The 26784-nt window shown below is 61.9% G+C and carries 23 protein-coding genes and 1 pseudogene; 16 read left to right on the plus strand and 8 right to left on the minus strand.

All coding sequences use genetic code 11. The annotated features are described in order from the left end of the window. Positions 1-30 precede the first annotated feature (30 nt). Together HX814_RS28015 and HX814_RS28020 are read left to right on the plus strand one after the other, a co-directional pair. Positions 31-993 (plus strand): AraC family transcriptional regulator, encoded by a 963-nt coding sequence (locus HX814_RS28015; RefSeq protein WP_177010010.1) that lies wholly within the window; start codon positions 31-33, stop codon positions 991-993. Continuing rightward, positions 950-1891 carry an alpha/beta fold hydrolase gene (locus tag HX814_RS28020; RefSeq protein ID WP_177010011.1) on the plus strand — a complete coding sequence of 314 codons (942 nt, stop codon included), beginning with the start codon at positions 950-952 and terminating at the stop codon, positions 1889-1891. Before HX814_RS28015 ends, HX814_RS28020 begins: the two co-directional genes overlap by 44 nt. Here HX814_RS28020 and HX814_RS28025 read toward each other — a convergent pair. Continuing rightward, entirely contained in the window at positions 1854-3320 is a 1467-nt protein-coding gene (locus HX814_RS28025) for a HAMP domain-containing sensor histidine kinase (RefSeq protein WP_177010012.1), read from the minus strand. The genes HX814_RS28020 and HX814_RS28025 overlap by 38 nt on opposite strands. After that, positions 3317-4027: a response regulator transcription factor gene (locus HX814_RS28030; RefSeq protein ID WP_003217086.1), complete on the minus strand. Its 711-nt coding sequence runs from the start codon at positions 4025-4027 to the stop codon at positions 3317-3319. Before HX814_RS28030 ends, HX814_RS28025 begins: the two co-directional genes overlap by 4 nt. Before the next feature lie 301 nt (positions 4028-4328). On the opposite strand from HX814_RS28030, the gene msrB reads away from it, so the two are divergent. The 3 genes from msrB (at position 4329) to msrA (ending at position 7469) form a co-directional block, all read left to right on the plus strand. Next, positions 4329-4841, plus strand: a complete 513-nt coding sequence (gene msrB / locus HX814_RS28035) for a peptide-methionine (R)-S-oxide reductase MsrB (RefSeq protein WP_177010013.1) — start codon at positions 4329-4331, stop codon at positions 4839-4841. Between the two features lie 29 nt (positions 4842-4870). Continuing rightward, a complete protein-coding gene (locus HX814_RS28040) occupies positions 4871-6628 on the plus strand; it encodes a cytochrome c biogenesis protein DipZ (protein WP_008433757.1) in 1758 nt (585 codons plus the stop codon). A gap of 145 nt (positions 6629-6773) precedes the next feature. Next, entirely contained in the window at positions 6774-7469 is a 696-nt protein-coding gene (gene msrA / locus HX814_RS28045; RefSeq protein WP_008433754.1) for a peptide-methionine (S)-S-oxide reductase MsrA, read from the plus strand. A 181-nt stretch (positions 7470-7650) separates the two neighbouring features. Here the strand turns inward: msrA and HX814_RS28050 are convergent, their stop codons facing one another. Continuing rightward, positions 7651-8601, minus strand: a complete 951-nt coding sequence (locus HX814_RS28050; RefSeq protein ID WP_003217078.1) for an alpha-E domain-containing protein — start codon at positions 8599-8601, stop codon at positions 7651-7653. 2 nt (positions 8602-8603) lie between these two features. After that, positions 8604-10013 carry a circularly permuted type 2 ATP-grasp protein gene (locus HX814_RS28055; RefSeq protein ID WP_177010014.1) on the minus strand — a complete coding sequence of 470 codons (1410 nt, stop codon included), beginning with the start codon at positions 10011-10013 and terminating at the stop codon, positions 8604-8606. 414 nt (positions 10014-10427) lie between these two features. Between HX814_RS28055 and HX814_RS28060 the strand changes: the two genes are divergently transcribed. The 3 genes from HX814_RS28060 (at position 10428) to HX814_RS28070 (ending at position 11410) form a co-directional block, all read left to right on the plus strand. Next, positions 10428-10973: a hypothetical protein gene (locus HX814_RS28060; protein ID WP_003217074.1), complete on the plus strand. Its 546-nt coding sequence runs from the start codon at positions 10428-10430 to the stop codon at positions 10971-10973. Positions 10974-11045: 72 nt separating this feature from the next. After that, positions 11046-11258, plus strand: coding sequence for a hypothetical protein (locus tag HX814_RS28065; protein WP_003217072.1), 213 nt, complete (start codon positions 11046-11048; stop codon positions 11256-11258). An 11-nt stretch (positions 11259-11269) separates the two neighbouring features. After that, positions 11270-11410, plus strand: a complete 141-nt coding sequence (locus HX814_RS28070; RefSeq protein WP_003217070.1) for a hypothetical protein — start codon at positions 11270-11272, stop codon at positions 11408-11410. 3 nt (positions 11411-11413) lie between these two features. Here HX814_RS28070 and HX814_RS28075 read toward each other — a convergent pair whose 3' ends face one another. The 3 genes from HX814_RS28075 to HX814_RS28085 form a co-directional block, all read right to left on the minus strand. Beyond that, positions 11414-12760, minus strand: coding sequence for a sodium:proton antiporter (locus HX814_RS28075; protein ID WP_177010015.1), 1347 nt, complete (start codon positions 12758-12760; stop codon positions 11414-11416). Between the two features lie 98 nt (positions 12761-12858). Next, the gene (locus HX814_RS28080; RefSeq protein WP_256344151.1) at positions 12859-16614 is read right to left on the minus strand and encodes a hypothetical protein; all 3756 of its coding nucleotides are present in this window, start codon (positions 16612-16614) and stop codon (positions 12859-12861) included. A 137-nt stretch (positions 16615-16751) separates the two neighbouring features. Then, positions 16752-17663: a LysR family transcriptional regulator gene (locus HX814_RS28085; protein ID WP_177010016.1), complete on the minus strand. Its 912-nt coding sequence runs from the start codon at positions 17661-17663 to the stop codon at positions 16752-16754. 111 nt (positions 17664-17774) lie between these two features. On the opposite strand from HX814_RS28085, the gene HX814_RS28090 reads away from it, so the two are divergent. The 7 genes from HX814_RS28090 (at position 17775) to HX814_RS28120 (ending at position 25188) form a co-directional block, all read left to right on the plus strand. Then, positions 17775-18758: an aldo/keto reductase gene (locus tag HX814_RS28090; protein WP_003217060.1), complete on the plus strand. Its 984-nt coding sequence runs from the start codon at positions 17775-17777 to the stop codon at positions 18756-18758. Positions 18759-18829: 71 nt separating this feature from the next. Next, the gene (locus tag HX814_RS28095; protein WP_177010017.1) at positions 18830-19621 is read left to right on the plus strand and encodes a CDP-diacylglycerol diphosphatase; all 792 of its coding nucleotides are present in this window, start codon (positions 18830-18832) and stop codon (positions 19619-19621) included. Between the two features lie 103 nt (positions 19622-19724). Continuing rightward, the gene (locus HX814_RS31630; RefSeq protein ID WP_177010018.1) at positions 19725-21719 is read left to right on the plus strand and encodes an aminotransferase class I/II-fold pyridoxal phosphate-dependent enzyme; all 1995 of its coding nucleotides are present in this window, start codon (positions 19725-19727) and stop codon (positions 21717-21719) included. 25 nt (positions 21720-21744) lie between these two features. Then, the gene (locus tag HX814_RS28105) at positions 21745-22581 is read left to right on the plus strand and encodes a transporter substrate-binding domain-containing protein (protein WP_087692319.1); all 837 of its coding nucleotides are present in this window, start codon (positions 21745-21747) and stop codon (positions 22579-22581) included. 201 nt (positions 22582-22782) lie between these two features. Next, entirely contained in the window at positions 22783-23487 is a 705-nt protein-coding gene (locus tag HX814_RS28110) for an ABC transporter permease (protein WP_003217052.1), read from the plus strand. Positions 23488-23494: 7 nt separating this feature from the next. Next, a complete protein-coding gene (locus HX814_RS28115) occupies positions 23495-24193 on the plus strand; it encodes an ABC transporter permease (RefSeq protein WP_003217050.1) in 699 nt (232 codons plus the stop codon). Further along, complete coding sequence (locus HX814_RS28120) at positions 24190-25188, plus strand: DMT family transporter (protein ID WP_177010019.1); 999 nt, start codon at positions 24190-24192, stop codon at positions 25186-25188. The genes HX814_RS28115 and HX814_RS28120 overlap by 4 nt, the downstream gene beginning before the upstream one ends. Here the strand turns inward: HX814_RS28120 and HX814_RS31595 are convergent. Beyond that, positions 25144-25656: pseudogene (locus tag HX814_RS31595) on the minus strand (TetR family transcriptional regulator C-terminal domain-containing protein); the annotation flags it as partial. The gene HX814_RS28120 and the pseudogene HX814_RS31595 sit on opposite strands and share 45 nt — an antisense overlap. Positions 25657-25730: 74 nt before the next feature. On the opposite strand from HX814_RS31595, the gene HX814_RS28125 reads away from it, so the two are divergent. Then, complete coding sequence (locus HX814_RS28125; RefSeq protein WP_177010020.1) at positions 25731-26726, plus strand: succinylglutamate desuccinylase/aspartoacylase family protein; 996 nt, start codon at positions 25731-25733, stop codon at positions 26724-26726. The last annotated feature ends 58 nt before the right edge of the window (positions 26727-26784 follow it).

Consider the following 26784-nt stretch of genomic DNA (forward strand, 5'->3'; position numbering starts at 1 on the left):
GTGTTTCTGTCGCGATCGTCCGGAGCTTTTATGGATACCCTTTCCGATGTGCTGGCACTGTTAAAAAGCCATCGCTCGACCTTCGCCGGCCTGAAGGCTGGGGGCACCTGGGCCATTGACTTTGCGGCGCCGGATGGCATCAAGTTCAACGCGGTGGTGGAGGGTAGTTGCTGGCTGGAAGTGGAAGGGCTGGCAGTACCGATACGCTTGTATGAGGGAGATTGTTTCCTGTTGACCCAGGCACGCCCGTGGAGGCTGTCCAGCAATCTGTGCCCTGAAGGACTCGATGCACGTGAGGTGTATGCCGATGCGGTGGGAGGCATCGCCACGGTGGGTGCCACGGTGGATCTGTTCTTGATCGGCGGACGATTTATCTACGGGGACGACGCCCGACTGTTGCTGGATAGCCTGCCGCCGGTGTTGCGGGTGAGTGCCAACTCCGAACAGGCCGCCGTGTTGCGTTGGTGCCTGGATCGCCTGGCCCGGGAATACGCCAGCCCGTTACAAGGCGCGGCGCTGATGACCGAGCATTTGGCGCAAATGATGCTGGTGCAAATCCTGCGGCTCTATCAATCTTCCATGGGCACCCATACCACCGGCTGGCTGGGAGCCTTGGCGGATCCAAGGCTGGCCCCGGTGCTGCGGGAAATTCACGCAGCACCCGCCCGGCGCTGGACATTGAGTGAAATGGCCGGCCTGGCGAGTCAATCCCGCTCCACCTTCGCCTTGCACTTCAAGCAACGGGTAGGGCTGGCACCGCAGGAATACCTGACCCGCTGGCGTATGCACCTGGCGGTACAGGCCTTGAAAGCCAGCGACAACAGCGTGTCCACGATCGGCCAGTCCCTGGGTTATCAGTCAGACAGCGCTTTCAGCAATGCTTTCAAGCGCGTAATGGCATGTTCTCCCCGGGAATACCGCGAGCGAACCCCACACAAGGAACCCAGTGATGAGCGAAATCCAGCAGCAGAAGGTCAAGGTCAACGGCATTGAGTTGAACGTGCACATCGCCGGCCCCGAGAGCGGCCCGCCGGTGTGGTTGCTGCATGGGTTTCCCGAGTGCTGGCACTCCTGGCGCGAGCAGATTCCGGCGCTGGTGGCCCAGGGTTATCGGGTGTTTGTCCCGGAAATGCGCGGCTATGGACAATCCAGCGCGCCGCCGGAAGTGGCCGACTATGACCTGCTGACCCTGTGCGCCGATATCCAGGGCGCCATGGACCTGTTCGGGCATCGCCGGGTCGTCATGATTGGCCATGACTGGGGCGCCGTGGTGGCCTGGCACCTGGCGTTGCTCGAGCCAGAGCGCGTCAGCCAGCTGGTGACGATGTCGGTACCGTTCGCCGGACGCTCCCGCAGGCCGGTGATCGAGATCATGCGCGAACTGTACGCCGATCGCTTCAATTACATCCTGTACTTCCAGGCCCCGGGTGTGGCTGAAAAGGAACTGGATGCCGATATCGAGCGGACATTACGGCTGTTCATGCAGGACCAGGACGTTTTCCTGCAGAAGAAACCCGCCAGCGCGAAGCTGCTGGAAGGTGTGCCGCTGCCCGGTACGCTCCCGGCCTGGTGCAGCCAGCAGGACCTCGACGTGTATGTTCAGACCTTCGCCAATGACGGCTTTCGCGGCCCGTTGAACTGGTACCGCAACTTCGAACGCAACTGGCAGCTCACCGAGTTCCTCGCCGGCAGGCAGGTGCTGCAGCCGACGCTGTTCCTGATCGGTGACCGCGACCCGGTCGGCGTGTTCGAAGCCCACACCCTCAAGCGCATGCCCGACGTCGTGCCGAACCTGCAACAAAGCGTCCTGCCCAACTGCGGCCACTGGATTCAGAACGAGCAGGGGCCCAAGGTCAACGAACTGCTGCTCGGGTTTCTAGGGCGAACGTGAACGTCGCGCCGCGTCCTGGCACATCGATCAGGCGGATTTCCTGACCGTGCAGTTGCAGGATCCGGTGCACGATGCGCAAGCCCAGGCCGCCATCGCGTCGAGCCCCACCAATGGTGAAGGCGCGCAGGAACAGACCTTCGCGCAGATCCGCCGAAATCCCGGGGCCGCTGTCGCTCACCGTGACTTCAACAAAACCGGACTTGGGGGCCAGGGTCACTTCAACTTCGCCATTGGGCGGGGTATGGCGCAGGGCGTTATCCAGCAGGTTGGTGAGTACCCGTTCGATCAGCCCCAGGTCGGCCAATACGGTTGGCACCACCGGTGGCAGGCTGGCGGTGAGGGTGATCGCCCGGGCTTCCGCGGTCAGTTCGAACTTCTGGAAAATGTCCTGCACCAGGTCGGGTAACGAAAAGCCTTCGATGACCGGCTGCACAAACCCGTGTTCCAGGCGTACCAGTTCCAGCAGCGACTGGGCCAGCCCGCCGACCTTGCGGCTCTGGTCGAGGGCGATGCCCAGGTAACGCCGGCGTTCCTGCGGGGTCAGGCTGGCGTCTTTCAGGGACAGGGTTTCCAGGTAGCCATGCAAGGAGGCCAGCGGTGTGCGCAGGTCATGGGAAATATTCGCGACCATCTCCCGGCGTTCCTGCTCTTGATGGGTGATGGCGCGCCACTGTTCACCCAGGCGGTTCTCCATCTGCACGAAGGCGTGGTCGAGCACGGCGATTTCATCCTGGCTGGCAACCTCGGGCGCCACGGCCTGCGGGACTTTCGGTGCGCCGTTGATGTCGAACTGGCCGACCTTCTCGGTCAGTTGCCGCAAGGGCCGGGTGATCCAGGCGAACGCGGTCAAACCCGCGAGCAAGCACAACAATGCCACCAGGGCGATGGACCACAGGGCGATGTTCAGTGCCATGCCGGTGGCATCCCGGGCGTCGAACACATCATGGGCTTCGCCCAGCAGCACCACATACAGGTAGCCGGCCTGCTGGCCGTTGACCCGCAGCGGCGCGGCGCTGAACACCTTGAGGCCGTCGACGCTGCGCGGGTCGTCGCCGAGGATCGGCAGCATCGCGCCGCTGAGGAAACGGCGCACCGGCTCCAGGTTGACCTGGTCGCGGCGCAGGTGGCCGCTGGGCGCAGCGTTGCCGACCACACGCCCGTCAATGTCCAGCAGGTACACCTCGACACTCGGGTTTACCAGCATCAACTGGCTGAACAGGTTGCGCACCGCGTCCGGCTTGAGACCGTCGGCGTCCATCAACTGCGTATCCCGGGCGATGTGCGCGGCGAGGTCGCGGGACAGGCCTTGCACCACTTCCAGTTCATGCATGTGGTTGGAGCGCACTTGCAGCCAGGCCGACGTGCCGCTGCATATCAGCAGCAACAGCGCGAACACCAGGGACAGGCGCTGGGTAAGGGTCAGCCTCATGCCGATTGCTCGGCAAACTTGTAGCCACGGCCCCACACCGTGAGGATGCGCGCCGGGTTGGCCGGATCGGCCTCGACCTTGGCCCGCAGGCGGTTGATATGGGTATTGACGGTGTGTTCGTAACCTTCGTGGCTGTAGCCCCACACGGCGTTGAGCAGGTCCATGCGCGAGAATACCTTGCCCGGTTGGCGGGCGAAAAAGTACAGCAGGTCGAATTCCCGGGGCGTGAGGTCCAGCCGCTGGCCTTGCAGGGTGGCGTCACGGGTCAGCGGGTTGATGAACAACTGGCCGAGGTCGAGGCTGCCGGCGTCCATCTTCAAGTTGCGCGCCATGGCGTCGACCCGGCGCAGCAGCGCCTTGACACGCGCCACCAGCTCCGGCATGGAGAAAGGCTTGGCCAGGTAGTCATCCGCTCCCAGCTCCAGGCCGAGGATGCGATGCAACTCGCTGGAGCGGGCACTGGTGATAATGATCGGCGTGTAGCGCGTCATCGCCCGGGCCCGTCGGCAGATCTCCAGGCCGTCGACGCCGGGCAGCATCAGGTCCAGGATCAACGCATCCCAGCCGCCTTGCTCCAGCAGGCGCAGGCCTTCGTCACCATCGGCACTGTGAACCACCTCGAACTGCTCGTCCCGCAGGTGCAGGCAGATCAAATCGGCAATATGGGCATCGTCCTCGACCACCAGGACACGTTTGGGCTGATCCATTGATAAAAACCTGTCTTCTTGATTCGCGCATTGTGCGGCTTTTGCAACAGTGTAGTTATCACGAATTGTTTAACTCTGCGTGAGGATTCCGCGACCACCCCGGGCCTAACCTTACTCATCGCAACGGCAAAAGTACGCCCCCCTCATTGTGGCGAGGGAGCTTGCTCCCGCTGGGTCGCGCAGCGGCCCCAAAAAAGCCGGGAGCGCTGCGCACTCCAGCGGGAGCAAGCTCCCTCGCCACAGTTTGTTTATCAGCCATAGGGGCTTCGCCAGCAATCCGCACTTGTGTGAGGAGCAACTCATGTATTCACGTCGACAGATCCTGCTCGCCGGCGGCGGCCTCGGCCTCGCAGTAATCGCCGGTGGCCTGCTGCAAAAAATCAACGCCGGCCCCGCCCTGATCGCCGAAGCCGAAGCCGCCGAAAATTTCGAAGTCAGCCACACCGACGCCGAATGGCGCACCCTGTTGACCGCCGAGCAGTACGCGATCCTGCGGGAGGAGGGCACCGAACGCCCCTACAGCAGCGCCCTTAACAGTGAACACCGCAACGGCACCTTCGCCTGCGCCGGTTGCGCGTTGCCCCTGTACGCCTCGGCCACCAAATTCGAAAGCCACACCGGCTGGCCCAGCTTCTGGCAACCCCTGGAAAACGCCGTGGCCAGCCACGTCGACACCTCCTTCGGCGTGGTACGCAAGGAAATCCACTGCCGCCGCTGCGGCGGTCATCAGGGCCACGTGTTCGATGACGGCCCGGCACCCACCGGCCTGCGCTACTGCATGAACGGCGCAGCCATGACGTTCACCGCGACTTAATTCAATGTCTTCCTATAAGGGTCTACCCCATGTGGCTTTTGGTTCTCGCATATCTGGGCGGCGTGCTGACGATTGTCAGTCCCTGCATCCTGCCGGTTCTGCCTTTTGTCTTCGCTCGCACCGGGCAGCCGTTTTTGCGCAGTGGCTTGCCGCTGCTGCTGGGGATGGCGATGACCTTCGCCCTGGTCGCCTCGCTCGCGGCGGTGGGCGGCGGTTGGGTGGTGCAAGTCAATCAGTACGGTCGCTGGCTCGCGTTGCTGTTTGTTGCGCTATTCGGGCTGACGCTGCTGCTGCCAAGCCTGTCCGAGCGCCTGACCCGGCCGCTGGTGGCCGCGGGCAGTCGCCTGTCGGAAGCCGCCGGGGCCGATTCGCGGCCGCGTCCGGGCGCATCGTTCCTGATCGGCGTGGCCACCGGGCTGCTGTGGGCGCCGTGCGCCGGGCCCATCCTCGGGCTGGTGCTGACGGGCGCCGCGCTGCAGGGCGCCAGTATCGGCACTACCTTGCTCTTGCTGGCCTACGCGGCAGGGGCTGCCACCTCCCTGGCCTTGGCGCTGCTGGTCGGCGGTAAAGTCTTCGGTTTCATGAAGCGTTCGCTGGGCGCTGGTGAATGGCTGCGTCGTGGTCTCGGCGCCCTGATGTTGGCCGGTGTGGCGGCCATCGCCCTGGGCCTGGACACCGGGATCCTGGCGCGCCTGTCGACGGCGTCAACCGGTGGCCTGGAACAAAGCCTGGTGGAGAAACTCAGCGCCAAGCCTGAACAGAAGAGCGGGGCGATGATGGCCGGCGGCGCGATGATGGCCGCCAACCGCAGTGACACGCTGCCAGTGGAAGGCCAGTTGCCGCCGCTGGACGGTGCCGTGCAATGGCTCAACTCCGAGCCACTGACTGCCGAGGCGTTGAAAGGCAAGGTGGTGCTGGTGGATTTCTGGACCTACTCCTGCATCAACTGCCTGCGCACCTTGCCGTACGTCAAGGCCTGGGCCGAGAAATACCGCGACCAGGGCCTGGTGGTGATCGGTGTGCACGCTCCGGAATTCGCCTTCGAACGCGACGTGAACAACGTCACCAAGGCCATGAAGGACCTGGGCATCACTTACCCGGTGGCCATCGACAACAACTACAAGATCTGGCGCGCCTTCAACAACCAGTACTGGCCGGCGCATTACTTTGCCGATGCCAAGGGCCAGATCCGCTATCACCATTTTGGCGAGGGTGACTACGCCGAGTCCGAGCGAGTGATCCAGCAACTGCTGCGTGAGGCGGGCGCTACCAAGGTGGCGGGCGGCTTGATCGAAGCCGATGCCAAGGGCATCCAGGCCGCACCGGACATGAACGAAGTGCAGTCGCCGGAAACCTACCTGGGCTTCCAGCGCGCCGAGAACTTCGTGACCACCGGCACCCTGGGCACCGACAAGGTGGTGAACTACCCGGCAGCCGGCAACCTGGCCTTGAATAACTGGACCCTGGAAGGCCCATGGAACGTCGGCGGCCAGCAAGCCACCCTCGCAGCGGCCAACGGCAAGATCGTCTACCGCTTCCACGCCCGTGACCTGCACCTGGTGCTGGGCCCGGGCGCCGACGGCAAGCCGGTGCGCTTCAAGGTCAGCATCGACGGCCAGGCGCCGGGGGATGCCCACGGCACCGACGTCGCACCGGATGGCAGCGGCACCGTGACCGAACAACGTTTGTATCAACTGGTGCGCCAGCCGGGCGCGGTCAAGGACCGGACCTTCACCATCGAGTTCCTGGACCCGCAAGTGGCGGCCTATGCCTTCACCTTCGGCTAACCCATAGCGAAATTTTGCATGGTTAACCCGATCAATGTAGGAGCTGGCTTGCCTGCGATAGCGATGTTGAATTCACCACCTCAATCGCAGGCAAGCCAGCTCCCACAGTTGACCGCATTTATCCTGATGTTTCGGAGTGACTGAGATGAAACTGCTTAAGTACTTACCGGCCCTGGCGTTCGCCGCCTTTGTCGGCCACAGCTCGGCGTTCTCCTTCGGCCCGTCCGACGACGCCGTGGCCATCGCGCCGCCGGCCATGGACCTGCCGGCAGACGCGAACAACCTGCAAACCGCGGTCTTCGCCGGCGGCTGCTTCTGGGGCGTGCAGGGTGTGTTCCAGCATGTACAAGGGGTGAAAAACGCCGTCTCCGGCTATGACGGCGGCGCGGCGAGCACCGCGCAGTACGAAAGCGTCAGCGGCGGCGATACCGGCCACGCCGAGTCCGTCGCCGTGACCTACGACCCAAGCAAGGTCAGCTACGGCAAGCTGCTGCAGATCTACTTCTCGGTCGCTCACAACCCCACGGAACTCAACCGCCAGGGCCCGGACAGCGGCACCCAGTACCGCTCGGCGATCTTTGCCCAGAACGCCGAACAGCAAAAAGTCGCCCAGGCCTACATCGCCCAGCTCGACGCCGCGAAAGCCTTCGACAAGCCGATCGTGACCAAGATCGAGATGGGCAAAGCCTTCTACCCGGCGGAGTCCTATCACCAGGACTTCCTGACCGAAAACCCGTCGTACCCCTACATCGTGATCAACGACCTGCCAAAGGTAGCCCAGCTGAAAAAATTGTTCCCTGAGCAGTACCGCGCAGAACCGGTACTGGTGAAAAACCAGTAGACCTTTGATCGTTCCCACTTTCGACGATCGTTCCCACGCTGGACGATCGTTCCCACGCTCTGCGTGGGAATGCCGCCAGGGCGCTCTGCGTCCGCTCTTGAAGTCGTGACGCGGAGCGTCACCGGATTCATTCCCACGCGGAGCGTGGGAACGATCAGCGTGGGAACGATCATCACGATCATCAGACGACTTCAAGGTAGGAGCTATGAATCGCCCGCGCCAACTCCCGCACGGTGTCGATAAAATCCGTCAACCGGCTATGCAGCCCATCCTCCAGAATCTCATCAATCCCCGTATACCTCAGCCGCGCCTCAAACTCCGCCGCCAAACGCTGGGCCGTACGCCCATAACTCCCCGGCAGGTCCGCCAGGATATGGCTCAACTCCTCGATACACGCATGCAACGAGCGCGGCACATCACTGCGCAACAGCAACAACTCCGACACCGACCGCGCATTCAGCGCATTCGGGTACAGCTCGGTATACGCCTCAAACGACGACAGCGCCCGCAACAACGCGCTCCACTGGTAATACCCGCGTGCCGAAAGGTCGCTGACTTCCTCGGACTCTTCCCCAAACATTTCATACCGCGCGTCCAGCAACCGCAACGTGTTATCCGCCCGCTCGACAAACGTCCCCAGCCGAATAAACCGATACGCATCGTTACGCATGATCGTCCCGGACGTCGCCCCACGAAACAGGTGCGAGCGCTGCTTCACCCAGTCACAAAAGTGGCTGATGCCATGCCGCGCCAACCCGCCGGCCGCAATACTGCGCATCTCCAGCCAGGTGGCGTTGAGGTTTTCCCACATATCAGCCGTGATCCGCCCCCGTACCGCATGGGCATTACCCCGTGCAGCCCGCAGGCAGTTGTAGATACTGGCGGGGTTTTCCTCGTCGAGGGCGAAGAAGTGCAGCATGCGCTCGGCGTCCAGTTGCTGATGGCGCTCAAGGTAACTGTCCAGGGTGCCGCTGCTGAGCAGCGACATGGCCAACTCGTCCAGCCCGTCACTGCGCCCGGCCTGGGGCATCAACGACAGCGAATAACTGACTTCCAGCATGCGCGCCAGGTTCTCGGCACGCTCCAGGTAACGGGACATCCAATACAGATCTGCGGCGGTTCTACTCAGCATACTCAGCCCTCCACCACCCAGGTGTCCTTGGTTCCGCCGCCTTGCGACGAGTTGACGATCAATGAGCCTTCGCGCAGCGCCACGCGGGTCAAGCCACCGGGTACCAGGCGGGTTTCCTTGCCCGAGAGCACGAACGGTCGCAGGTCGATATGCCGCGGCGCGATGCCGTTTTCGACAAATGTCGGGCAAGTGGACAGGCTCAAGGTCGGTTGGGCGATGTAGGCGTGAGGGCGGGCCTTGATACGCTGGCGGAAGTCCTCGATCTCGGCCGCGCTGGACGCTGGGCCCACCAGCATGCCGTAGCCGCCGGAACCCTGGGTTTCCTTGACCACCAGTTCCGGCAGGTGCGCCAGTACGTGGGACAGCTCATCCGGCTTGCGGCACTGGAACGTCGGCACGTTTTGCAGGACCGGCTCTTCATCCAGGTAGAACCGGATCATTTCCGGCACGTACGGGTAGATCGACTTGTCGTCCGCCACGCCGGTGCCGATCGCATTCGCCAGCACTACGTTGCCCGCGCAGTACGCCGCGACCAGGCCGGGCACACCGAGCATCGAATCGGGGTTGAAAGCCTGCGGGTCGAGGAAGGCATCGTCGATGCGGCGGTAGATCACATCCACGGCCTTGGGGCCGTCGGTGGTACGCATGAACACCTTGAGGTCGTGCACGAACAGGTCGGCGCCTTCCACCAACTCCACGCCCATTTCCCGGGCCAGGAATGCATGCTCGAAGAACGCGCTGTTAAACCGGCCCGGCGTCAGCACCACCACATTCGGGTTGTCCAGGCGGCTGGAGCTTTTCAGGGTCTTGAGCAGCAGGTTGGGATAGTGGTCCACCGGGGCGATGCGTTGCTTGGCGAACACCTCGGGGAACAGGCGCATCATCATCTTGCGGTCTTCGAGCATGTAGCTCACGCCGCTGGGGGTACGCAGGTTGTCTTCGAGCACGTAGTAGGTGCCGTCGCCATCGCGCACCAGGTCGACCCCGGAGATGTGCGAGTAGATATCGCGGTGCAGGTCCAGGCCGACCATGGCCTTCTGGTATCCCTCGTTGCCCAGCACCTGATCGGCGGGAATGATCCCGGCCTTGATGACGCGTTGGTCGTGGTAGATGTCGGCAAGGAACATGTTCAGCGCATTCACCCGCTGGATACAGCCACGCTCGATGACACTCCACTCACTGGCGGGGATGCTGCGGGGGATGATATCGAAGGGGATCAGGCGCTCGGTGTCTTGCTCGTCGCCATACAGGGTGAAGGTGATCCCGGCGCGGTGAAACAGCAGGTCGGCTTCACGGCGGCGCTGGGCCAGCAGTTCTGGCGGCGTGTTGGCCAGCCAGCGGGAGAATTCCTGATAATGCGCACGGCAAACGCCTTGTGCGTCATTCATTTCATCAAAGAAAGATCGAGCCATTCCAATTACCTTGTCAGTGCCGGGACTAACTGCGCTTTGGCACTGCCGCTTTAGAAAACGCATTTTTTTATGAGCCCGTGGCTGATGGTGCCAGCAGGCCTGGTCCTTACTTTCTTTTGGGGTGGGCTCTGGGTCGGGGGGTAACGATTGCTCCTGTATCCGGGCAGATAAAGGACTAAAGCAATGCCTGTGCCATCCACCTTGTGGCGAGGGAGCTTGCTCCCGCTGGGCTGCGCAGCGGCCCCAAAAAAGGAATCAGACCGCTGCGCACTGGAGCGCTGTCCCGGTCCAGCGGGCCCAAGCTCCCGCGCCACCGATGCGGCCCTATCGCCTCAAAACGGTGCACTGATTACTTGAACTTTGCACCAGCCCGGTTCTTCTAAACTGCTTCAAATGCCAGCACGGAGCACGGATGTGCCCAGAATCATCTCACCCGACACCCCGGAATCGAGCCTGACCGACCACAGCGAACACAACGCTAAGATTTTCGGTTCGCCCAAGGACCGTCTCGACTTTTACCGGCGTGAAATCCAGTACGAAACCAGCATCCTGGCCAACCGCACCGACGCCTACCTCACGGCCCAGTCATTCCTGGTGATCGCCTTCGTGTCCGGCATGGGCAACCTGAACCCCGAATGGGGCAAGCTGTTCACCCTGGTGGTGCCCGTGTTCCTGGCGACCCTGGGCATTCTCAGTTCCCTCAACGCCTGGCCGGGGATTCGGGCGGCCTACGAAATCATCGACCACTGGCATTACAAGCAGAGCGAACTGCTGCGCAGCGAGCCGGTGATGGGCCTGGCCTACGATGAGTCGCCACTGTTCAGTGAGATGGAGTCGTCCCACAAGGGCTATCGCAAGTCGCTGTTGTTCTCGATGCGCGCGCCCTGGCTGTTCATGGTGTTCTGGGTGATGCTGGGGGCCTACGCGTTTTACATCCAGGTGGACAATCCCGGCTCATAAGCAATTGGAACTTCACCGACCCGCACGGGACCTTACCTTTACGCAGTCTGCGTTTTCCAACAGAGGTGAGCCATGAGCACAGACAACGACCCGCAAACCAGCAATCGTAACGATCCCGCCATCGACCGCGGCGAACCGGCCCCCGGCACCGCGGCCGACGCGCCAAAAGACCCCAAGCCTGCCAGCGACCCCAAGGCCAAGGAAAACGACTACAGTCCAGACTTCAAGCCCGAGCGCGAGCCCAAGCCTGAAACCGATGCCGATATCGATACCCAAGGCGGTTAGAGGAGACGGTGATGTCAGTTGAAATAGACGAAGACGATGAACTCAATGACCCGGGCAATGAAGACCCGGGTTCATTGATGGATGATGCCGAAGTACCGCTTAACGACCTGGATGATGCCGCTGACGTCGGCAACACTGAAAACCAGGAGTAGACGTCATTGTTGTGCCTGGGCACGTCGTTCATACCACGCCAGCATCGGCTGCGTGCTGAGACCATGAACGACGATGCTCAGGGCAATGACTGACAGCGTCAGGTTCACCGCGACCGCGCTGCTGGTGCCCACCAGCCCGTGGTTGATGGCATAGAACAGGTAGTAGATGCTGCCGATCCCGCGAATCCCGAACCAGCCCACCAGCCCGCGCTGATGGCGATTCAGCAAGCTGCCCCAGGGTATCGACAGCACGCTGAGGGGGCGAATCACACAAAACAGCACCGCCCCCACCGCCAGGGCCCGCCAGTCCCAATGGCTGACCAGCACCACGCCCAGCAGGGTCACCAGGAACACTTCCATCGAACGCTCCACCAGCCCACCAAAGGCGAGCATGTCGCCCATCATCACCCCGGCGGCGATCTGCGTGTCCTGCAGTTGCCCGACATCGCCATGCAACGCATGCTCCGGCTCAACTTCCATGTGGCCAACCACCGGCTGTGCCAGATGTTCCGCCGGGGTTTGTGAGTTGCCTGTGGACTTGAACTCGGCCTGGCGCAGCCCGAGGCCGGCGGCAAATACCGACAGGAAGCCGTAGCCGCCGATGGCTTCGGCCACCACATAGGCGAGGGCGATCAAGGCCAGCGTCAGGTAGTCATTCGGTGACAGGGTGCTGTCGGCATTGGTGATACGCATCTTCAGGGTGACGCGACCGATGCCACGCCCCATCCAGTAGCCCACGAGCAACCCGGCAGGTACGGCCCAGAGCAGGTTTTTCAGCACCCAGCCGCCCAGCCAGTCACCGTCGAACCCGCCGTGCTGCATGAAAATCAGCGCAAAGATCACGAACGGGAAGGCCGTGCCGTCGTTCAAGCCTGCCTCACCGGAAAGACCGAAGCGCAGCGCGTCATAATCCTGCGCGTTATTGACCTGCACCAGGCCCGCGAGCACCGGGTCGGTGGGCGCAAGGATCGCCCCCACCAGCAGTGAAACCCCCCACGACAACCCCAGCAGCCAATGCAGCACCAGGCACGTCCCGAGGATGGTCAAGAGCATCACCGGCCCGGCCATGCCAAACGCAATGCGCCAGGTTCGGTGCTTGAGGGGCAGGCGCAGTTTCAGCCCGCTGACGAACAGCGAAAACAGCACCGCGACTTCCGTCAGGTGTTCCATCCAACTGGCCGAGGCCTTGATGTCCAGATGCAGCAGGTCCATGCCCAGCGGGCCGATACCCACGCCGAGCAACAGGCACACCGCCGAGGTGGTGACCGGCATCCAGCGCAGGTAGGAGGAGGTGAGGGCGAGGGTGAGCAACACCGCGCCCAGTACGGCCATCCATAGGATGAAGGTCATTGAATAGTCCCGGGCATGGTCTGTGTGAACGTTTGAGGTTTGCCGGGAGAGAGAGGTTCAAAAAACGCGCATTGCCTGCTCGGGCAATGCGCGGTTTGTCAGGTCGCCAGGCGTGTTACGTTGGCATTGAGGGTGCTGTTTGGGGTGAAGGAGAAGGTGAACCCCGAGTCGAGAAACTTTTGCAGCCCGTCATTATCAAGACTGAATACCGTTGCACCGACCGATTGATCAAGAGTGCCAGTGGCATCGAACATGGCTTTGTCCAGGCCGGCTTGGTTGGTGTTGTAGATATAGAGTTTTCCATCACTGCTCTTTTGAATATAGGCGGTGTGTACGATATTGCCGTCTGCTCTATTGCTCATGAAATTGATAACGCCTGATTCGGTAATGTCCGCGGGCCTGAATACGGCGCTGGTATTCTCGGCAGTAATACCCATCAGATCCTTGTAGCGTTGCGTGTAATTGGAATCCCCGCTCCTTACCACACTGCCCAGCACGGCCTCGCGAGTTTTCAACGGGAGTGCATTGTCTGCCATCCCGACGAACATGGTTTTTTCGTAGCAGATTGTCCCGGTGTATCCCGTTTTGGCATGGAGCTTCTCCAGTTTGTCGCGAAGCGCTTCTACCGGCACGGCGTCAGCTTTGAAATTTTCCAGCGGCTCGCCAAAGGGCTTTCTGGTTTTCACATTCAAGGCGTGCCAATTACCGGTGGCGTCATCAAACTTCGCAAACACCTTGGCTTCTTCGGTCGCATTGGCCGCCTTGTAAGTGCCTTCGGCAATGCCGGGCTTTTTCGCCAGTGACGTCAGGTCGACACTGCGCAAGGCGCCACGCAGATGATTGACGCCGTTACGTCCAGCGGCAAGCGTGGTGCGCCCCAGCTTCAATGCACTCCGGGCCAGATCATCAGCTCCGCTCAACGGATTGAAACTCCCCAGCGCCGCGCGCCCGACAATCTTCGCGCCCTGGGCGAACTTGCTGAAAGCCGATGCTCCGGCGGCCACGGCCTTGGCCCCCCTGGCTGCCGCACCGAGGCCCACGGTAAACCCAAATATATCCAGGGCCAGGTCGCCGACACCTTCGCCGATGTTGCCGTTTTGAAAGTTGACGATTGCCGACCTCAAGGGGATCAGGTTGAGGAGGAATTCATTGACTTTCTTGTAAAAGGGAACCTCGGTATCAAGCGTGGTGAGCCCCTCGGCCTCTTTTTTGAATGACCGAATATCAACATCCTTCACCATGGCATCGGCAATATAAGACGTTCGGGCACTGCCAAAGCTCTTGGGGTTGGCGGCCTGGATTTTTTCATCCGTCAACCCGGGTGCGTACTCGCCCGAAGGTATGACTTCTTCCAGGTCTTTATGGTAATGGGTGTGATTGGAAGGCTGTTTGCCTGCCGTGAAGTCACCCAGGTCCGTACGCTCGGTAATCTTTGCGGTCCTGAGATTGATTTCGTAGATGTGCACCTGGTTGTTGCGCCTGGTTTTCACCAGCAGGCAATTGTCGTCGGGCACCCGCTTGCGGGTTTCCTTGCCAAAGTTGTCCTTATCGACGTCGACTTCCCTGACCACTGTGATTTCGCCGTATTCCAGGTTTTTACGGTCTTCTTCAGGGAGCCGCGAAACCATCCACTTGACCTGGGTCGCGACGCTTTTTTCGATGCCGTCGGCGTATTCCCCGAACGCGTCCTGGAACACGTTCGGCATACTTGGCAGGTCTTTGGTTTTTTCCAGCACCTCGCTGAGGTTCAACGTACTGGATGAGGTCACCCAATGATTGTCAGCGGGGGGCGGGGGCCCAATTCCAAGTACCCCTACGGCCGGTGGTTCTTCGACGCCAGGTCGATGGTGAAGCGCGTCCTTCATATACAAGTCGAGGATCGAATAAGGCCCCGGGAAATCGCTATGGGCGGGTTCCAACGTGATGCTCTTGTCTTCCAGGGTTGCCGTATCCATGCCCGGCAGGGCTTTGCGCAATTGCTCCAGGGCCATTTCCTTGCGTAATGGCATCGGCATGCTCTGTGTTTGACTGGCCGCGCTCAGTTCGGTGATCTGCGCATCGAATGCATCGCGTACATCATTCATTTGGCCTTCGGTCACCGGATACGGCATACCGTTCGCGCTTCCCCAATCCTTGAGCGCCTCTTGCTGGGCGGCATATTCGACATAACGCTCCTGGGCGGAGACCGGCGCGACCTCAGCGTGGAGCATGACCTGCCCATAGGACATCCCTGCGGTTGAACCCGGAGACTGCGCTTCGATGCGTTCTACCGCGGTGACAAAACTGACCCAACTATGGGAACCCGGGGTGACCTGGTCCGGGATGTCTTTAACCAGGAACTCCGGAGCGCGGGTGGAGAGCAGCAGATGCGCTTGTAGCGCCGCTGCCTCGGGTGACGATGCCTTGCCGGTGCTGACAAGATGTTCGGCCAACCGGCTGACGATACCGGAGGCGGGTTTGCCCCAGGTACTGTTCCCGGTCACGGCAAAACCGGCGATGTGATGCCTGGACCTGGGGTCTGTCGCGCGGAACGAGTTGTCTTTGTCCACACTCATGGCTGCCAACAGCCAATCAGTGGCACTGCCTTTGATGGACTGCGCGTCAAATTTTGCCTGGAGGGCCTCGCCCAACGCCTTGCCCTTGGGGGAGCGGATCAGCGAGTCGAGCACCCGCTGCGGGTCAGCCAGCTCGGAAGGCGTGAACGACTTGCCCTGCATGAGGTATTCCACTACGTTCCTGGCGCCGTTCAAATCAACGTCGCCGATCTTGCCGCGGCGCAGGTCGGACCGCAGCTGATTCGCCGCCTCGGGCGCAAGCGGGGGCTGCCATTCCAGCGCACCGCCATAATTGCCATGGAGCGGCGCCTGGAGTTCAGGCCTGAGCAGATAATTCGTCAGGTTCTCCACCTCCTCGGGCGTGGTTGGCACGTCCCAGCCATTGATCTCAAGGAATTCCTTGAGGCTAATGGTGCTCCCTGAGTCGGTGCTCCCGACCTGGCGGTAAGCGCTGTCGGGGTGAAGCTCGACTTTATTCTTTTGCAGGTAGTCGAGAACGTCACCGCTCCCAATGCTGCCCGATCGAATCCGCTCAAGCAGGTAATTGAGTTCACGCCCCACGGTGTTCAGCGTCTGGGTATTGCCCACCAGGGCTTTCTGGCGCTCAACCTCATCCTCACCACGGGTTTCGTGCAGGTCCGCAAAACGCGGGCCGCTCACGCCGGTAAAAGCCTTGTCGCGCGCCAACTCATCTGCACGCTCGTGGGCATGATCCGGCAGGATATGTTCTTGCTCTTTGTAGAATTGGCTCACCAACCACAGGGGGGCACTGTTGCTGTTTTGGGAGAGCGGCGGTTTGAAGGGGATCGGGTTACCGTCGCCGATAACGCGTGCGGCGTCCCTGACCTGTGCGCCCACCTGCGCCCAGCCTTTGTCATCGGGGCCGTTGGGTTGCGCGGCGGCGGAGGGCCTGCGCTGGTAGGTGATCTTCCCGGTATTGGGGTCAATCATCACTGAATTGGGGTTTATCCCGTTTTCCCTCATCCAGTCACGGACTTGCGGAGACTCCATGGCACGCCCCAACTGCGACCACCACTGCCCGAACGTTGAGTTCGGCGGAATGTTCTCGACCATGATCGCGTCATCATGGCCGTCGCCCTTGACCTGACGCAGCGCGCTGGCTACCTGGCCTGCCAGTTCACCGTCGGCATCGGCACGCGGGCTGGGGATCCTGGTCCCGGGGGAGCCTGGCGCGGCATTTTCCGGCGCTGTGGCCTGGAGCCGCGCCGGGGGAAGCGGCTTGTCAGGTGCGTTCAAAGGAATGAAAGAAGCCGTAGCCTGAGTAGGAGCAATTGTCATAGGAGGGGATCCGGTAATTTATCGAGTACACCCAAGCAGCGCTTCGCACCAGCGGGTGTAACTCTTCGTACCCGATGCCCCCTCAGCGATTCCATCCCACTGGCATGCAGATTGATACGGCGTTTTACGCGCCCATGCTAAGGGCGCGCCGCGGTCCTCAGCCGAATCATGTCGATCAACTGGCGCAATCCCGGCTGCGACTGACGCCGGCTGGGGTAGTACATGCACAGCGGCGCGCCGATGCAGGCCCAGTCGGGCAGCACTTCCAACAGGCGCCCGTCGGCCAGTTCCGCCAGCACGCGATTCTCCAGGCAGTAGGCGATACCCACGCCTTGCAGGGCCGCATCAACGATGGTCTGGGTGTCGGCCGCGCTGAAGTGGCCGGGCACATCGAGCCGCTGTTGGCGTGCGCCATTGCCCAGTTCCCATTTGTAGGTGGTCTTGTCGCCCAGGTACATGCGTACACAGGAGTGCGTGAGCAAGTCCCTGGGCACTGCAGGTGTCCCTGCCTGTGCGAGGTAGGCCGGGGAGGCGACCATGATCCAGCGCAGCTCGCCGGTCAGCGGCACGGCCACCATGTCCTGGGGCACCGTGGCGCCATAGCGGATTCCTGCGTCGTAGCCCTCTGCGACGATGTCGAGCATGCGGTCCTCGATCATCACGTCCAGGCGCAGTTGCGGGTAGGTGCGGGTGAACTCGCCGAGCACCGGCGAAATCAGCAGCACCGCGGCATCCCGGGGTACGTTCAGGCGCAGGCGGCCAATCGGCGCCTCGCGGTACAGTTCGAGGGTGTCGAGGCCGTCCTGGATCGTCGCAAAGCCGGCACTGAGTTTTTCCGCCAGTACCACGCCGGCATCGGTAGGCTCTACGGCGCGGCTGGTGCGATACAGCAATTTGACCCCCAGGCGCGTTTCCAGGTTGCGCATGGTGTGGCTCAGGGCCGAGGTGGTGACGCCAAGTTCATTGGCGGCATGCCGGAAACTGCGGCGACGGATGATCGCCATGAAGACATTCAGGTCGGCCAACTCGGAGCGATTGAACGCAGCCATATCAAGCACCTTTTATGGGGTTTGGGTTGCACGCGGCGTTGAGCCCGATTCAACCACGGATGATCTAGAGTAATCGTTTTTTTACTGATTGTTTCTGGCGGAGGCTTTTTCATGAGTATCGAAACCATCAAGATCCCGGGCATCGACAAGGCCGTCTCGCGGATTGCCCTGGGCACCTGGTCCATGGGTGGCTCGATGTGGGGCGGCGCCGATAATGAGGTCTCGGTCAAGACCATTCGCCATGCGCTGGCCAGCGGCATCAACTTTATCGACAGTGCGCCGGTCTACGGCCTTGGGCTGTCGGAAGAACTGATCGGCCGGGCCCTGCGCGGCGTACGCCACACGGCGGTGATCGCCACCAAGGCCGGGTTGCAATGGGACGACGGCACGGTGCGCCGCAATGCCACGGCCCGACGTATCCGCAAGGAAATCGAAGACTCACTGCTGCGCCTCGAAACCGACTACATCGACCTCTACCAGATTCACTGGCCCGACCCGTTGGTAGCTCAGGAGGAAACCGCCGGCGAGCTGGAAAAACTGCGCCGTGAAGGCAAGATCCTTGCCGTGGGGGTGAGCAATTATTCGCCTGCGCAAATGGACGATTTCCGCCAGTACACGCACCTGGACACCGTGCAGCCGCCCTACAACCTGTTTGAGCGGGCGATCGACAGCGATATCCTGCCGTACGCCAAGCAAAATTCACTGGTGGTTTTGGCTTACGGTTCGCTGTGCCGGGGTTTGTTGAGCGGCAGCATGCACGCGGCCACGGGTTTTACCGGGGATGACGTGCGCAAGCTCGACCCGAAATTCAAGGCGCCACGCTTTGAGCAGTACCTGGCGGCGGTCGCGGCATTGGACGTGTACGCTCGCGAATGCCACGGCAAGTCTGTGCTGGCCCTGGCGTTGCGCTGGGTGCTGGACCAGGGCCCCACGGTTGCACTGTGGGGCGCCCGCCGGCCGGAGCAGCTCAAAGGCGTTGAAGATGCGTTCGGCTGGCAGCTCACGGCCGACGACCTGCAACATATCGACCGTATTCTGGCCAGCACGATAAAAGACCCGGTAGGGCCGGAGTTCATGGCCCCGGCCCAGCGTTAACCTTTGCGACAGGGATGTCTTGCAGCTTGCAAAACAATACAAGACATTCCTTTGGCGTTGAGGTTTTTGGCATGAAGCGCGGTCCCTTGTTCAAGATCATGGGTGGTTTGCTGTGTGTGGTGGCGGTGGCAGCCGCCTGGAAATGGCGTGGCAATCCCGATGTGCTGTGGCAGATCGTCAGCCGTCAATGCGTGCCCGACCAGCACCAGCACCAGAATCCGCGCCCCTGCCTCGAGGTTGATCCGGACAAGGGGTTCGCGCTGCTCAAGGACCTCAACGGCCCGTACCAGGACTTACTGATCCCCACCGATAAAGTCACCGGAATCGAAGACGTCGCGCTGGCCCGGGACTTGTTGCCGCATTACTTTGCCCAGGCGTGGAAACACCACGATGTACTCTCGGCCGGCCTGCAAACGCCGATTGCCGACCGTTATGTATCCCTGGCGATCAACTCGCGGTATGGCCGCACGCAAAACCAGTTGCACATTCATATCGCCTGCCTGCGCCCCGACATTTTCAACACCCTCAACGAACGCGCGGCAACCCTCGACGAGCACTGGCAAACCCTGCCGGTAAAACTGCAGGGGCATACCTACAGTGCCCGTACGTTGTCGGCGGTGGAATTCGACCTGCGCGACCCATTGGCCATCCTGAATGACTACGTGCAGGCCCAGGGCGACGCCATGGCCAGTTACAGCTTGCTGTTGGCACCGGCGGCGAACGGCAACTTCGTACTGTTGACCACGCGGTTGACGCTCAAGGAATGGAACCTGGCCTCCGCCGAAGAACTGCAGGACCGCCAGTGCAACCTGATGGACAAACCACCACAACGACCTGTTTTAGCTGTTAACGACATCCGGTGAAGTTTGCCGTTGAACGAGTGTTCAGTTTCAATTATGTTGGCTGCACCCCCTGCCTGGTAACAGGCGGGCTTGCGCTTTTTCTGATTGAACGAGAGGCACTGGCATGCGGTTTTCACCTTTTGTCGAGCGAATTGCAGGGCAGGGCGTAGCCGCCTGGGACATCCACCACGCCGCCTTCCAGGCCAGCAGCAAAGGCGAAGACATCATCATCCTGAGTGTGGGCGATCCGGATTTCGCCACACCCTCGTTCATCACCGACGCCGCCGTCGAGGCCCTGCGCCAGGGCGACACCCACTACACCGAAATCCCCGGCCGCCCGGCACTGCGCGATGCCATCGCCGCACGCTACAGCCAGTCCCTGGCTCGCCCGCTCGACGCTGAAAACGTCATCACCGTGGCCGGTGCGCAGAACGCCTTGTTCGTCACCTCGCTGTGCCTGTTGCAGGCCGGTGATGAAGTGATCGTGCTCGACCCGATGTACGTCACCTACGAAGCGACCCTCAAGGCCAGCGGCGCAACGCTGGTGCGGGTGCCGTGTTCCGCCGACTCGGGCTTTCGCCTCGACCCGGCACTGCTGGCTGCCGCCATTACGCCTCGCACCCGGGCGATCTTCTTCTCCAACCCCAACAATCCCACCGGCGTTGTCCTCAACCCTCAGGAATTGCAGGTGATCGCCGACCTGGCGATCGAGCATGAACTGTGGGTAGTGGTGGACGAGGTCTACGAAAGCCTGGTGTTCGATGGCGAATACCATAGCCTGGCCGCGTTGCCGGGCATGGCCGATCGCTGCATCGTGATCGGCAGCCTGTCCAAGTCCCATGCCATGACCGGCTGGCGCATCGGCTGGATCGTCGCCGCGCCTGCGATGGTGGCCCACGCGGAAACCCTGGTATTGAGCATGCTCTACGGCTTGCCGGGGTTCGTGATGGAGGCCGCGACCGCCGCCGTGCTGGCCCACGATGAAGTCACCCAGGGCATGCGCGAAACCTACCGCCGTCGCCGCGACCTGGTGGTAGCAGGCCTCGGCGGTTGCCCGGGCATTCACGTGCGGGCCCCGCAGGCAGGCATGTTCGTGTTGGTGGATGTGCGGGACACCGGCCTCGGCTCCCTGGATTTCGCCTGGCGGTTGTTCCGCGAAGCAGGGGTTTCCGTGCTGGATGCCGCGGCCTTCGGCGAGCCGGCCCAGGGTTTTGTGCGGCTGTCGTTTACCCTGGGTGAAGCGCGACTGGCCGAAGCCTGTGAACGTATCAGCCGCTTCGTCGCCAAGCTCGGCGGAGAACCGCGAATCGAGCCTGCGGCGAAAATCATCAGCGTACAGCCGGTGGCTGCGAAGAAGATGATCGAGGTGCTCGATCTGCATAAACGCTTTGGCAATATCGAGGTGCTCAAGGGTATCTCCCTGACCGCCCACGAAGGCGAGGTGATCTCGCTGATCGGCGCCAGCGGCTCGGGCAAAAGTACCTTGCTGCGCTGCATCAACATGCTCGAAGTGCCGGACCAGGGCAGCATCCACGTCGACGGTGAAAGCATCAAGCTCAACTACGGCCGGCCCGGTGCACCGCTGGTGGCCGACGCCAGGCAACTGGTGCGGATTCGCTCGACACTCGGCATGGTGTTCCAGAACTTCAACTTGTGGCCCCATCGCACTGTGCTGGAGAACCTGATCGAAGCGCCGACCCAGGTGCTGCGCGAAAGCCGGGCCGAAGCCATCGAGCGCGCCGAAGCCTTGCTCGACCGGGTTGGCCTGGCCGCCAAGCGCAATGAATACCCGGCGTTCCTCTCCGGCGGCCAGCAGCAGCGGGTGGCCATCGCCCGAGCCCTGGCCATGCGCCCCAAAGTCATGCTGTTCGACGAACCCACCTCGGCCCTCGACCCGGAGCTGGTGGGCGAAGTCCTGCGGGTGATTCGCTCCCTGGCCGAAGAAGGCCGCACCATGATCCTGGTGACCCATGAAATGGCGTTCGCCCGGGATGTGTCATCCAAAGTCGCGTTTTTGCATCAAGGCCTGATCGAGGAAACCGGCTCGCCGGACTCGGTGTTTATCGACCCACGCAGTGAACGTTGCCGGCAGTTCGTCAACGCGCATCAAACTCGCTAACTCCAAAAAAAGACGGGGCAAGATCATGAAATCCAAACGATTGGCAAAGTGGTTGAGCAGTGCTGTGTTGATGCTGGCGGCAGGTACTGCGTTGGCGGCGGAGAAACCCATTGTGTTCGCGGTGGCGGCAGAACCCTACCCACCGTTCACGGTAAAGGGCGGCAATGGTGAGTGGACGGGCTTTGAAGTCGACCTGATCCATAAGCTCTGCGGCTTGATGAAGGCTGAGTGCCAGATCAAGGAAGTGGCCTGGGACGGGATTATTCCGTCGCTGCTGGCGAAGAAAATCGACGTGATTTTCTCCTCGATGTCGGTCACCGAAGAGCGTGAAAAACAGATCGCCTTCAGCCGCGCCTACTACGATTCTCTGCTGGGCATTGCCGGCCCCAAGGGCACCACGGTCGAAGTCTCGCCGGCAGGGCTGAAGGGCAAGATCATCGGCGTGCAGATCTCCACGGTCAGCGCCAACTACCTGAAGAAGTACTACGAGAATATTGCTGACCTGAAGTACTACGACACCCAGGAATCGGCCAACGCCGACCTGATTGCCGGGCGCACCGACCTGATGATGGCCGACGGCGTCGCCATCGCCATGATGGTCAAGACCCCTGAGGCCCAGGGCCTGGCCGAAATCGCCGAAGTGCCTTACGACCCGATCATCGGCCGCGGCGTGGGGGCTGGCCTGCGCAAGGAAGACACCGAACTCAAGGCCCGGCTCGACAAGGCCATCGGTGAGTTGCTGGTGAGCAAGGACTACGCCGACCTGTCCCAGAGCGTGTTTGGGGTATCGGTGAGCCCGTGCAAACGCGCCGATACGCCTGCCTATGTGAGCAAAGTCTGCGACAGCCCCTACACAAACTAATCCTTTAGAGAGGGCGTTTTTGTGGTGAGGGAGCTTGCTGTGGCGAGGGAGCTTGCTCCCGCTGGGGTGCGAAGCGCCCCCAAAAAATGGGCCTGCTACGCAGTCCAGCGGGAGCAAGCTCCCTCGCCACAGCAAGCTCCCTCGCCACAGCAAGCTCCCTCGTCACAGGGTCACCGCGTGTCATCGAAATAGGGAGCCGCGATGTTCGATCTACTCAGCTTCAGCGAACAAGGTTGGGGCAACGCATTGCTCAAGGGGTTATGGATGACCCTGCAGATCTCCGCCGGCTCGTTTGCGGTGGGGCTGCTGATCGGCCTGGTGGTGGCCTGCGCCAAGCTCAGTGCACCGCGCCCGATAGCCATGCTGATGCGCGGCTACACCACGGTGTTTCGCGCGGTGCCCGAGTTGCTGCTGATCCTGCTGCTGTATTACGCAGGCTCGATGGGCCTCAACGCATTGATGCTGTGGTTGGGGTTTGCGCAGTTCAACATCAGCGGCCCGCTGGTAGCGGTCCTGGTACTGGGGCTGGTGCAAGGCGCGTACGCCTCGGAGATTTTCCGCGCGGCGATCCTCGCGATTCCCCATGGCCAGATCGAAGCGGCGCGGGCGTTTGGCTTGAGCGGCTTTGGCCTGTTCCGTCGGGTGACCCTGCCGATCATGGCACCATACGCCCTGGCGGGGATGTCCAACCTGTGGATCAATCTGATCAAGGACAGCGCGCTGATCAGCGTAGTGGGCACCAACGAACTGCTGTATACCGCCAAACAGGCGGCGGGCTCGACCCGGCATTACCTGTTGTTCTACCTCACGGCCGCCGCCTTGTATTACCTGGTGACACTGGCCTCCAACTACCTGTCCGGGCGCCTGGAGCGACGTATTCGTCGCTGGATGCCGGTTGTCGAGTGAGCCGCACATGCCTGAGTGGATAAGTTATTACGCAGGACTGATCGCCAAGGGCTTGCAGACGACGCTGTCGCTGCTGGTGATCTCGGCAGTGCTCGGCTTCGCCCTGGCGGTGCTGGTAGCGCTGGCGCGGCTGTCCCGGCGCAAGTGGCTGGCCCGTTGCGCACTGGGCTACACCAGTGTGCTGCGGGGCACGCCGTTGCTGATCCAGATCTACATCTTCTATTACGGCCTGGGCAGCCTGTTTGCCCAGTTCCCGATGATTCGCGGGAGTTTCCTCTGGCCGTTCCTGCGGGACGGTTACTGGTACATCGTGTTCGCCCTGGTGTTGTCGGTGGGCGCGTACGTCGGTGAAGTGATTCGCGGCGGGCTGCTGGCCGTGCCCAAGGGTGAAATGGAAGCCGCCTCGGCGTTCGGCATGACGCCACGCCAGGCACTGTTGCGGGTGCGCCTGCCACGGGCCATGCGCCTGCTGCTGCCGACCCTGGCGGGGGAGACGGTGATGCTGCTCAAGTCCACGGCGCTGGCCTCGACCATTGCGGTAGTCGACCTGCTTGGCGCCGCCAACGTGGTACGCGCCCAGACCTTGCAGATCTACCAGCCGCTGCTGCTCGTGGCCGGGGTCTACCTGTGCCTGACCTTTTTGATTGAAGCCCTGTACGCGATTGCCGAGCGACGCGGCACACCGTTGCGCAGGTCTGCCGGATGAAAACCGATCGCTCGTTGCAAGGGATTGCCCTGTGCTCGCTGGCCTATGCGTTCCTGGCGCTGCAGGACGCCGGGATCAAATGGCTGGTGGCCGACTACTCAGTGTTCACCATCCTGTTCTGGCGCAGCCTGGTGGTGGTCGCCGCGTGCGTGATCGCCGGGCGAATGGGTTTGCTCAAGCGTGCCTGGCACTCGGTCAGCCGCAAGCTGTTGATCATTCGCGGCCTGCTGTCGCTGCTGGCCTGGCTGCTGTACTACACCGCCGCCAAGGACCTGACCCTGGCGGAAATGACCACGCTGTATTTTTCCGCACCGATCATGGTCACGTTGCTCGCGGCATTGATCCTCAAGGAGCGCGCCAGTCGCGGCCAGTGGATTTCGCTGATCATCGGCTTTGTCGGCGTGGTGATCGCCTGTCGCCCCAGCAACATGCTCGACCCATTGCCAATCGCCCTGACATTGGCGGCAGCACTGTGCTGGGCGTTTACCTATATCCAGTTGCGCCAGGTGGACGACAACACCTCGGTGCTGGAGCAGATGCTGATCACCAATGTGGTGTTTGTGATCTGCATGGCGCTGACGCTGCCCTGGACCCACACGCCATCGCCGACCCCGGCATGGCTGGGGATGCTCGGCGCGGGGCTGGTGGGCGGGATTGGCCAGTTCCTGCTGTTTGCGAGCTTCCGCCGGGCCACGGCGCCGCTGCTGGCGCCGTTCGAGTACACCGGGTTGATCTGGGCGTTCCTGCTCTCGAGCCTGGTCTGGGGCACGGTGATGGACGTGTCGCTGATTTTCGGCGCCGTGCTGATCGCCATCAGCGGCACCCTGGCCATGCTCAGCGCCCGGCACCCGGTGTCACAGGATGTGGTCGGCGCCGAATGCTCCGTGACGCAGCCCCTGTATCCAGCAACGGCAGATGTGCAGCCCGTTGGCGGGGCTGAAGGTGCCGGGGTTGAGGCACCACTCGAGCCAGAGTCCGTCGAGCATCGCCGATAAGCCGATGGCGGCCAGGCGCGTGTCGTGGATCACGAAGCCTTCGCTCTCGGCCAGGTCGTCGAGCAACTGGCGGATCAGGTCGAGGTAGGCGCGGTAGCTTTTTTCATGGGAGTCATTCACGTGGTTCGAGTGGCGGATCAGGCTCCAGAACACCACCCAGACGCCCAACAGTTTCGGGTCCATGACCCGCGAGGAAAACGAACCGGCGAGGAATGCATCGAGCCGCGCGGCAGGGCCCACGGCCTGGTCGACTTCCTGCCACAGGGCGGTGGTCAGTTCGCTGGCGAGTTTGTGGTAGGTCTCGGCGATCAGTGCATCGATGCTGCCGAAATGGTGATTGAGCAACCCCACCGAAACCCCGGCTTCAGCGGCGATGCGCCGCACGGAAATGCCGGCATGCCCGTCACGGGCGAGGCTGGTGAGGGTGGCGGCAATCAACAGGTCGCGACGGTCTTCGGCCACAGGCACACCCTCGGTGAAGATACATGGTTGAACGTGTGTTCAATATATACCTGCAGAACCAACAAGAGGAGGGCAACGGCATGGCAAAAGACCTTTCGTGGCAAGTCCCCGGGGATTCCGGGAACACCCTGCACATTGGCGCCTGGCGCTTCGAGGGTGACGGCAGCGGGCCTCGGGTGCACCTGCAGGCCGGTGTGCATGCCGATGAAATCGCCGGAATGCTGGTGTTGCATCAACTGCTGCCGCGTTTGCAGGCCTGCCAGGATCAGGGGCGGCTCAAGGGCACGGTGACGGTGGTGCCCCAGGCCAACCCGTTTGGCATTGGCCAGTTTCGCCAGGGGCGGTTGTTGGGGCGGTTTCACGAAGCCACCGGGCAGAATTTCAACCGGGCGTTTGATCATTCATTGGCCATGGAGCGGCCGGCCAGCAACCTGGCGCAATGGCAGAAAAGCCTGGTGCAACTGGCCGCCGATGCTGACCTGGTGCTGGACCTGCACACCGATGATGAAGCCCTGCCATATCTCTACATCCACCGCAGCTTTTGGCCCGCGGGCCGGGCGCTTGCGGCGGCGTTGCAGGTGGATGTGGTGATTGTCTGGGACGAGGGTGGTGATGGGTCGTTTGAGGAGACCATCATTGATCATGGGCAGCCGCGGTTGGCGGCGACGATTGAATTGCGTGGGCAGGCGGATGTGAGTGATGCCCTGGCCGGGCAGGATGGTGATGGGATCTGGGCTTGGCTCTGCGCCAGCGGGGTGATTGATGAGGCGCCGGTGATTGCTCAATGGCGGGGGCAGGTGGTGGACATGGGCTGCATGGAGACCATCCTGGCACCGTGTGCCGGGGTGTTGGTGTTTGAGAAAGGTTTGGGTGAACAGGTGGAAGAGGGTGAGCGGTTTGCGCGGATTATTCGGCGGCCTGGGGATCCGGCTTCTGAGGTTGTGCTGCATGCGGCGCAAACCGGGCGGATGGTGACGGGGCATCGGGAGCGGCTGGTTTCACAGGGTTCGGTGGTGGCCAAGTTTACCGGGACGCGGTTGTCTGAGGGGTACAGCGGGGGGGTGTTGGATCCTTAGGCGGGAGTACATATCCGTTTCTTCGGTTATGGCTGGTATTGGTTCCGCTCTTACAGCG

The organism is Pseudomonas sp. C8002 (assembly GCF_013385765.1).
Classification (GTDB): Bacteria; Pseudomonadota; Gammaproteobacteria; order Pseudomonadales; family Pseudomonadaceae; genus Aquipseudomonas.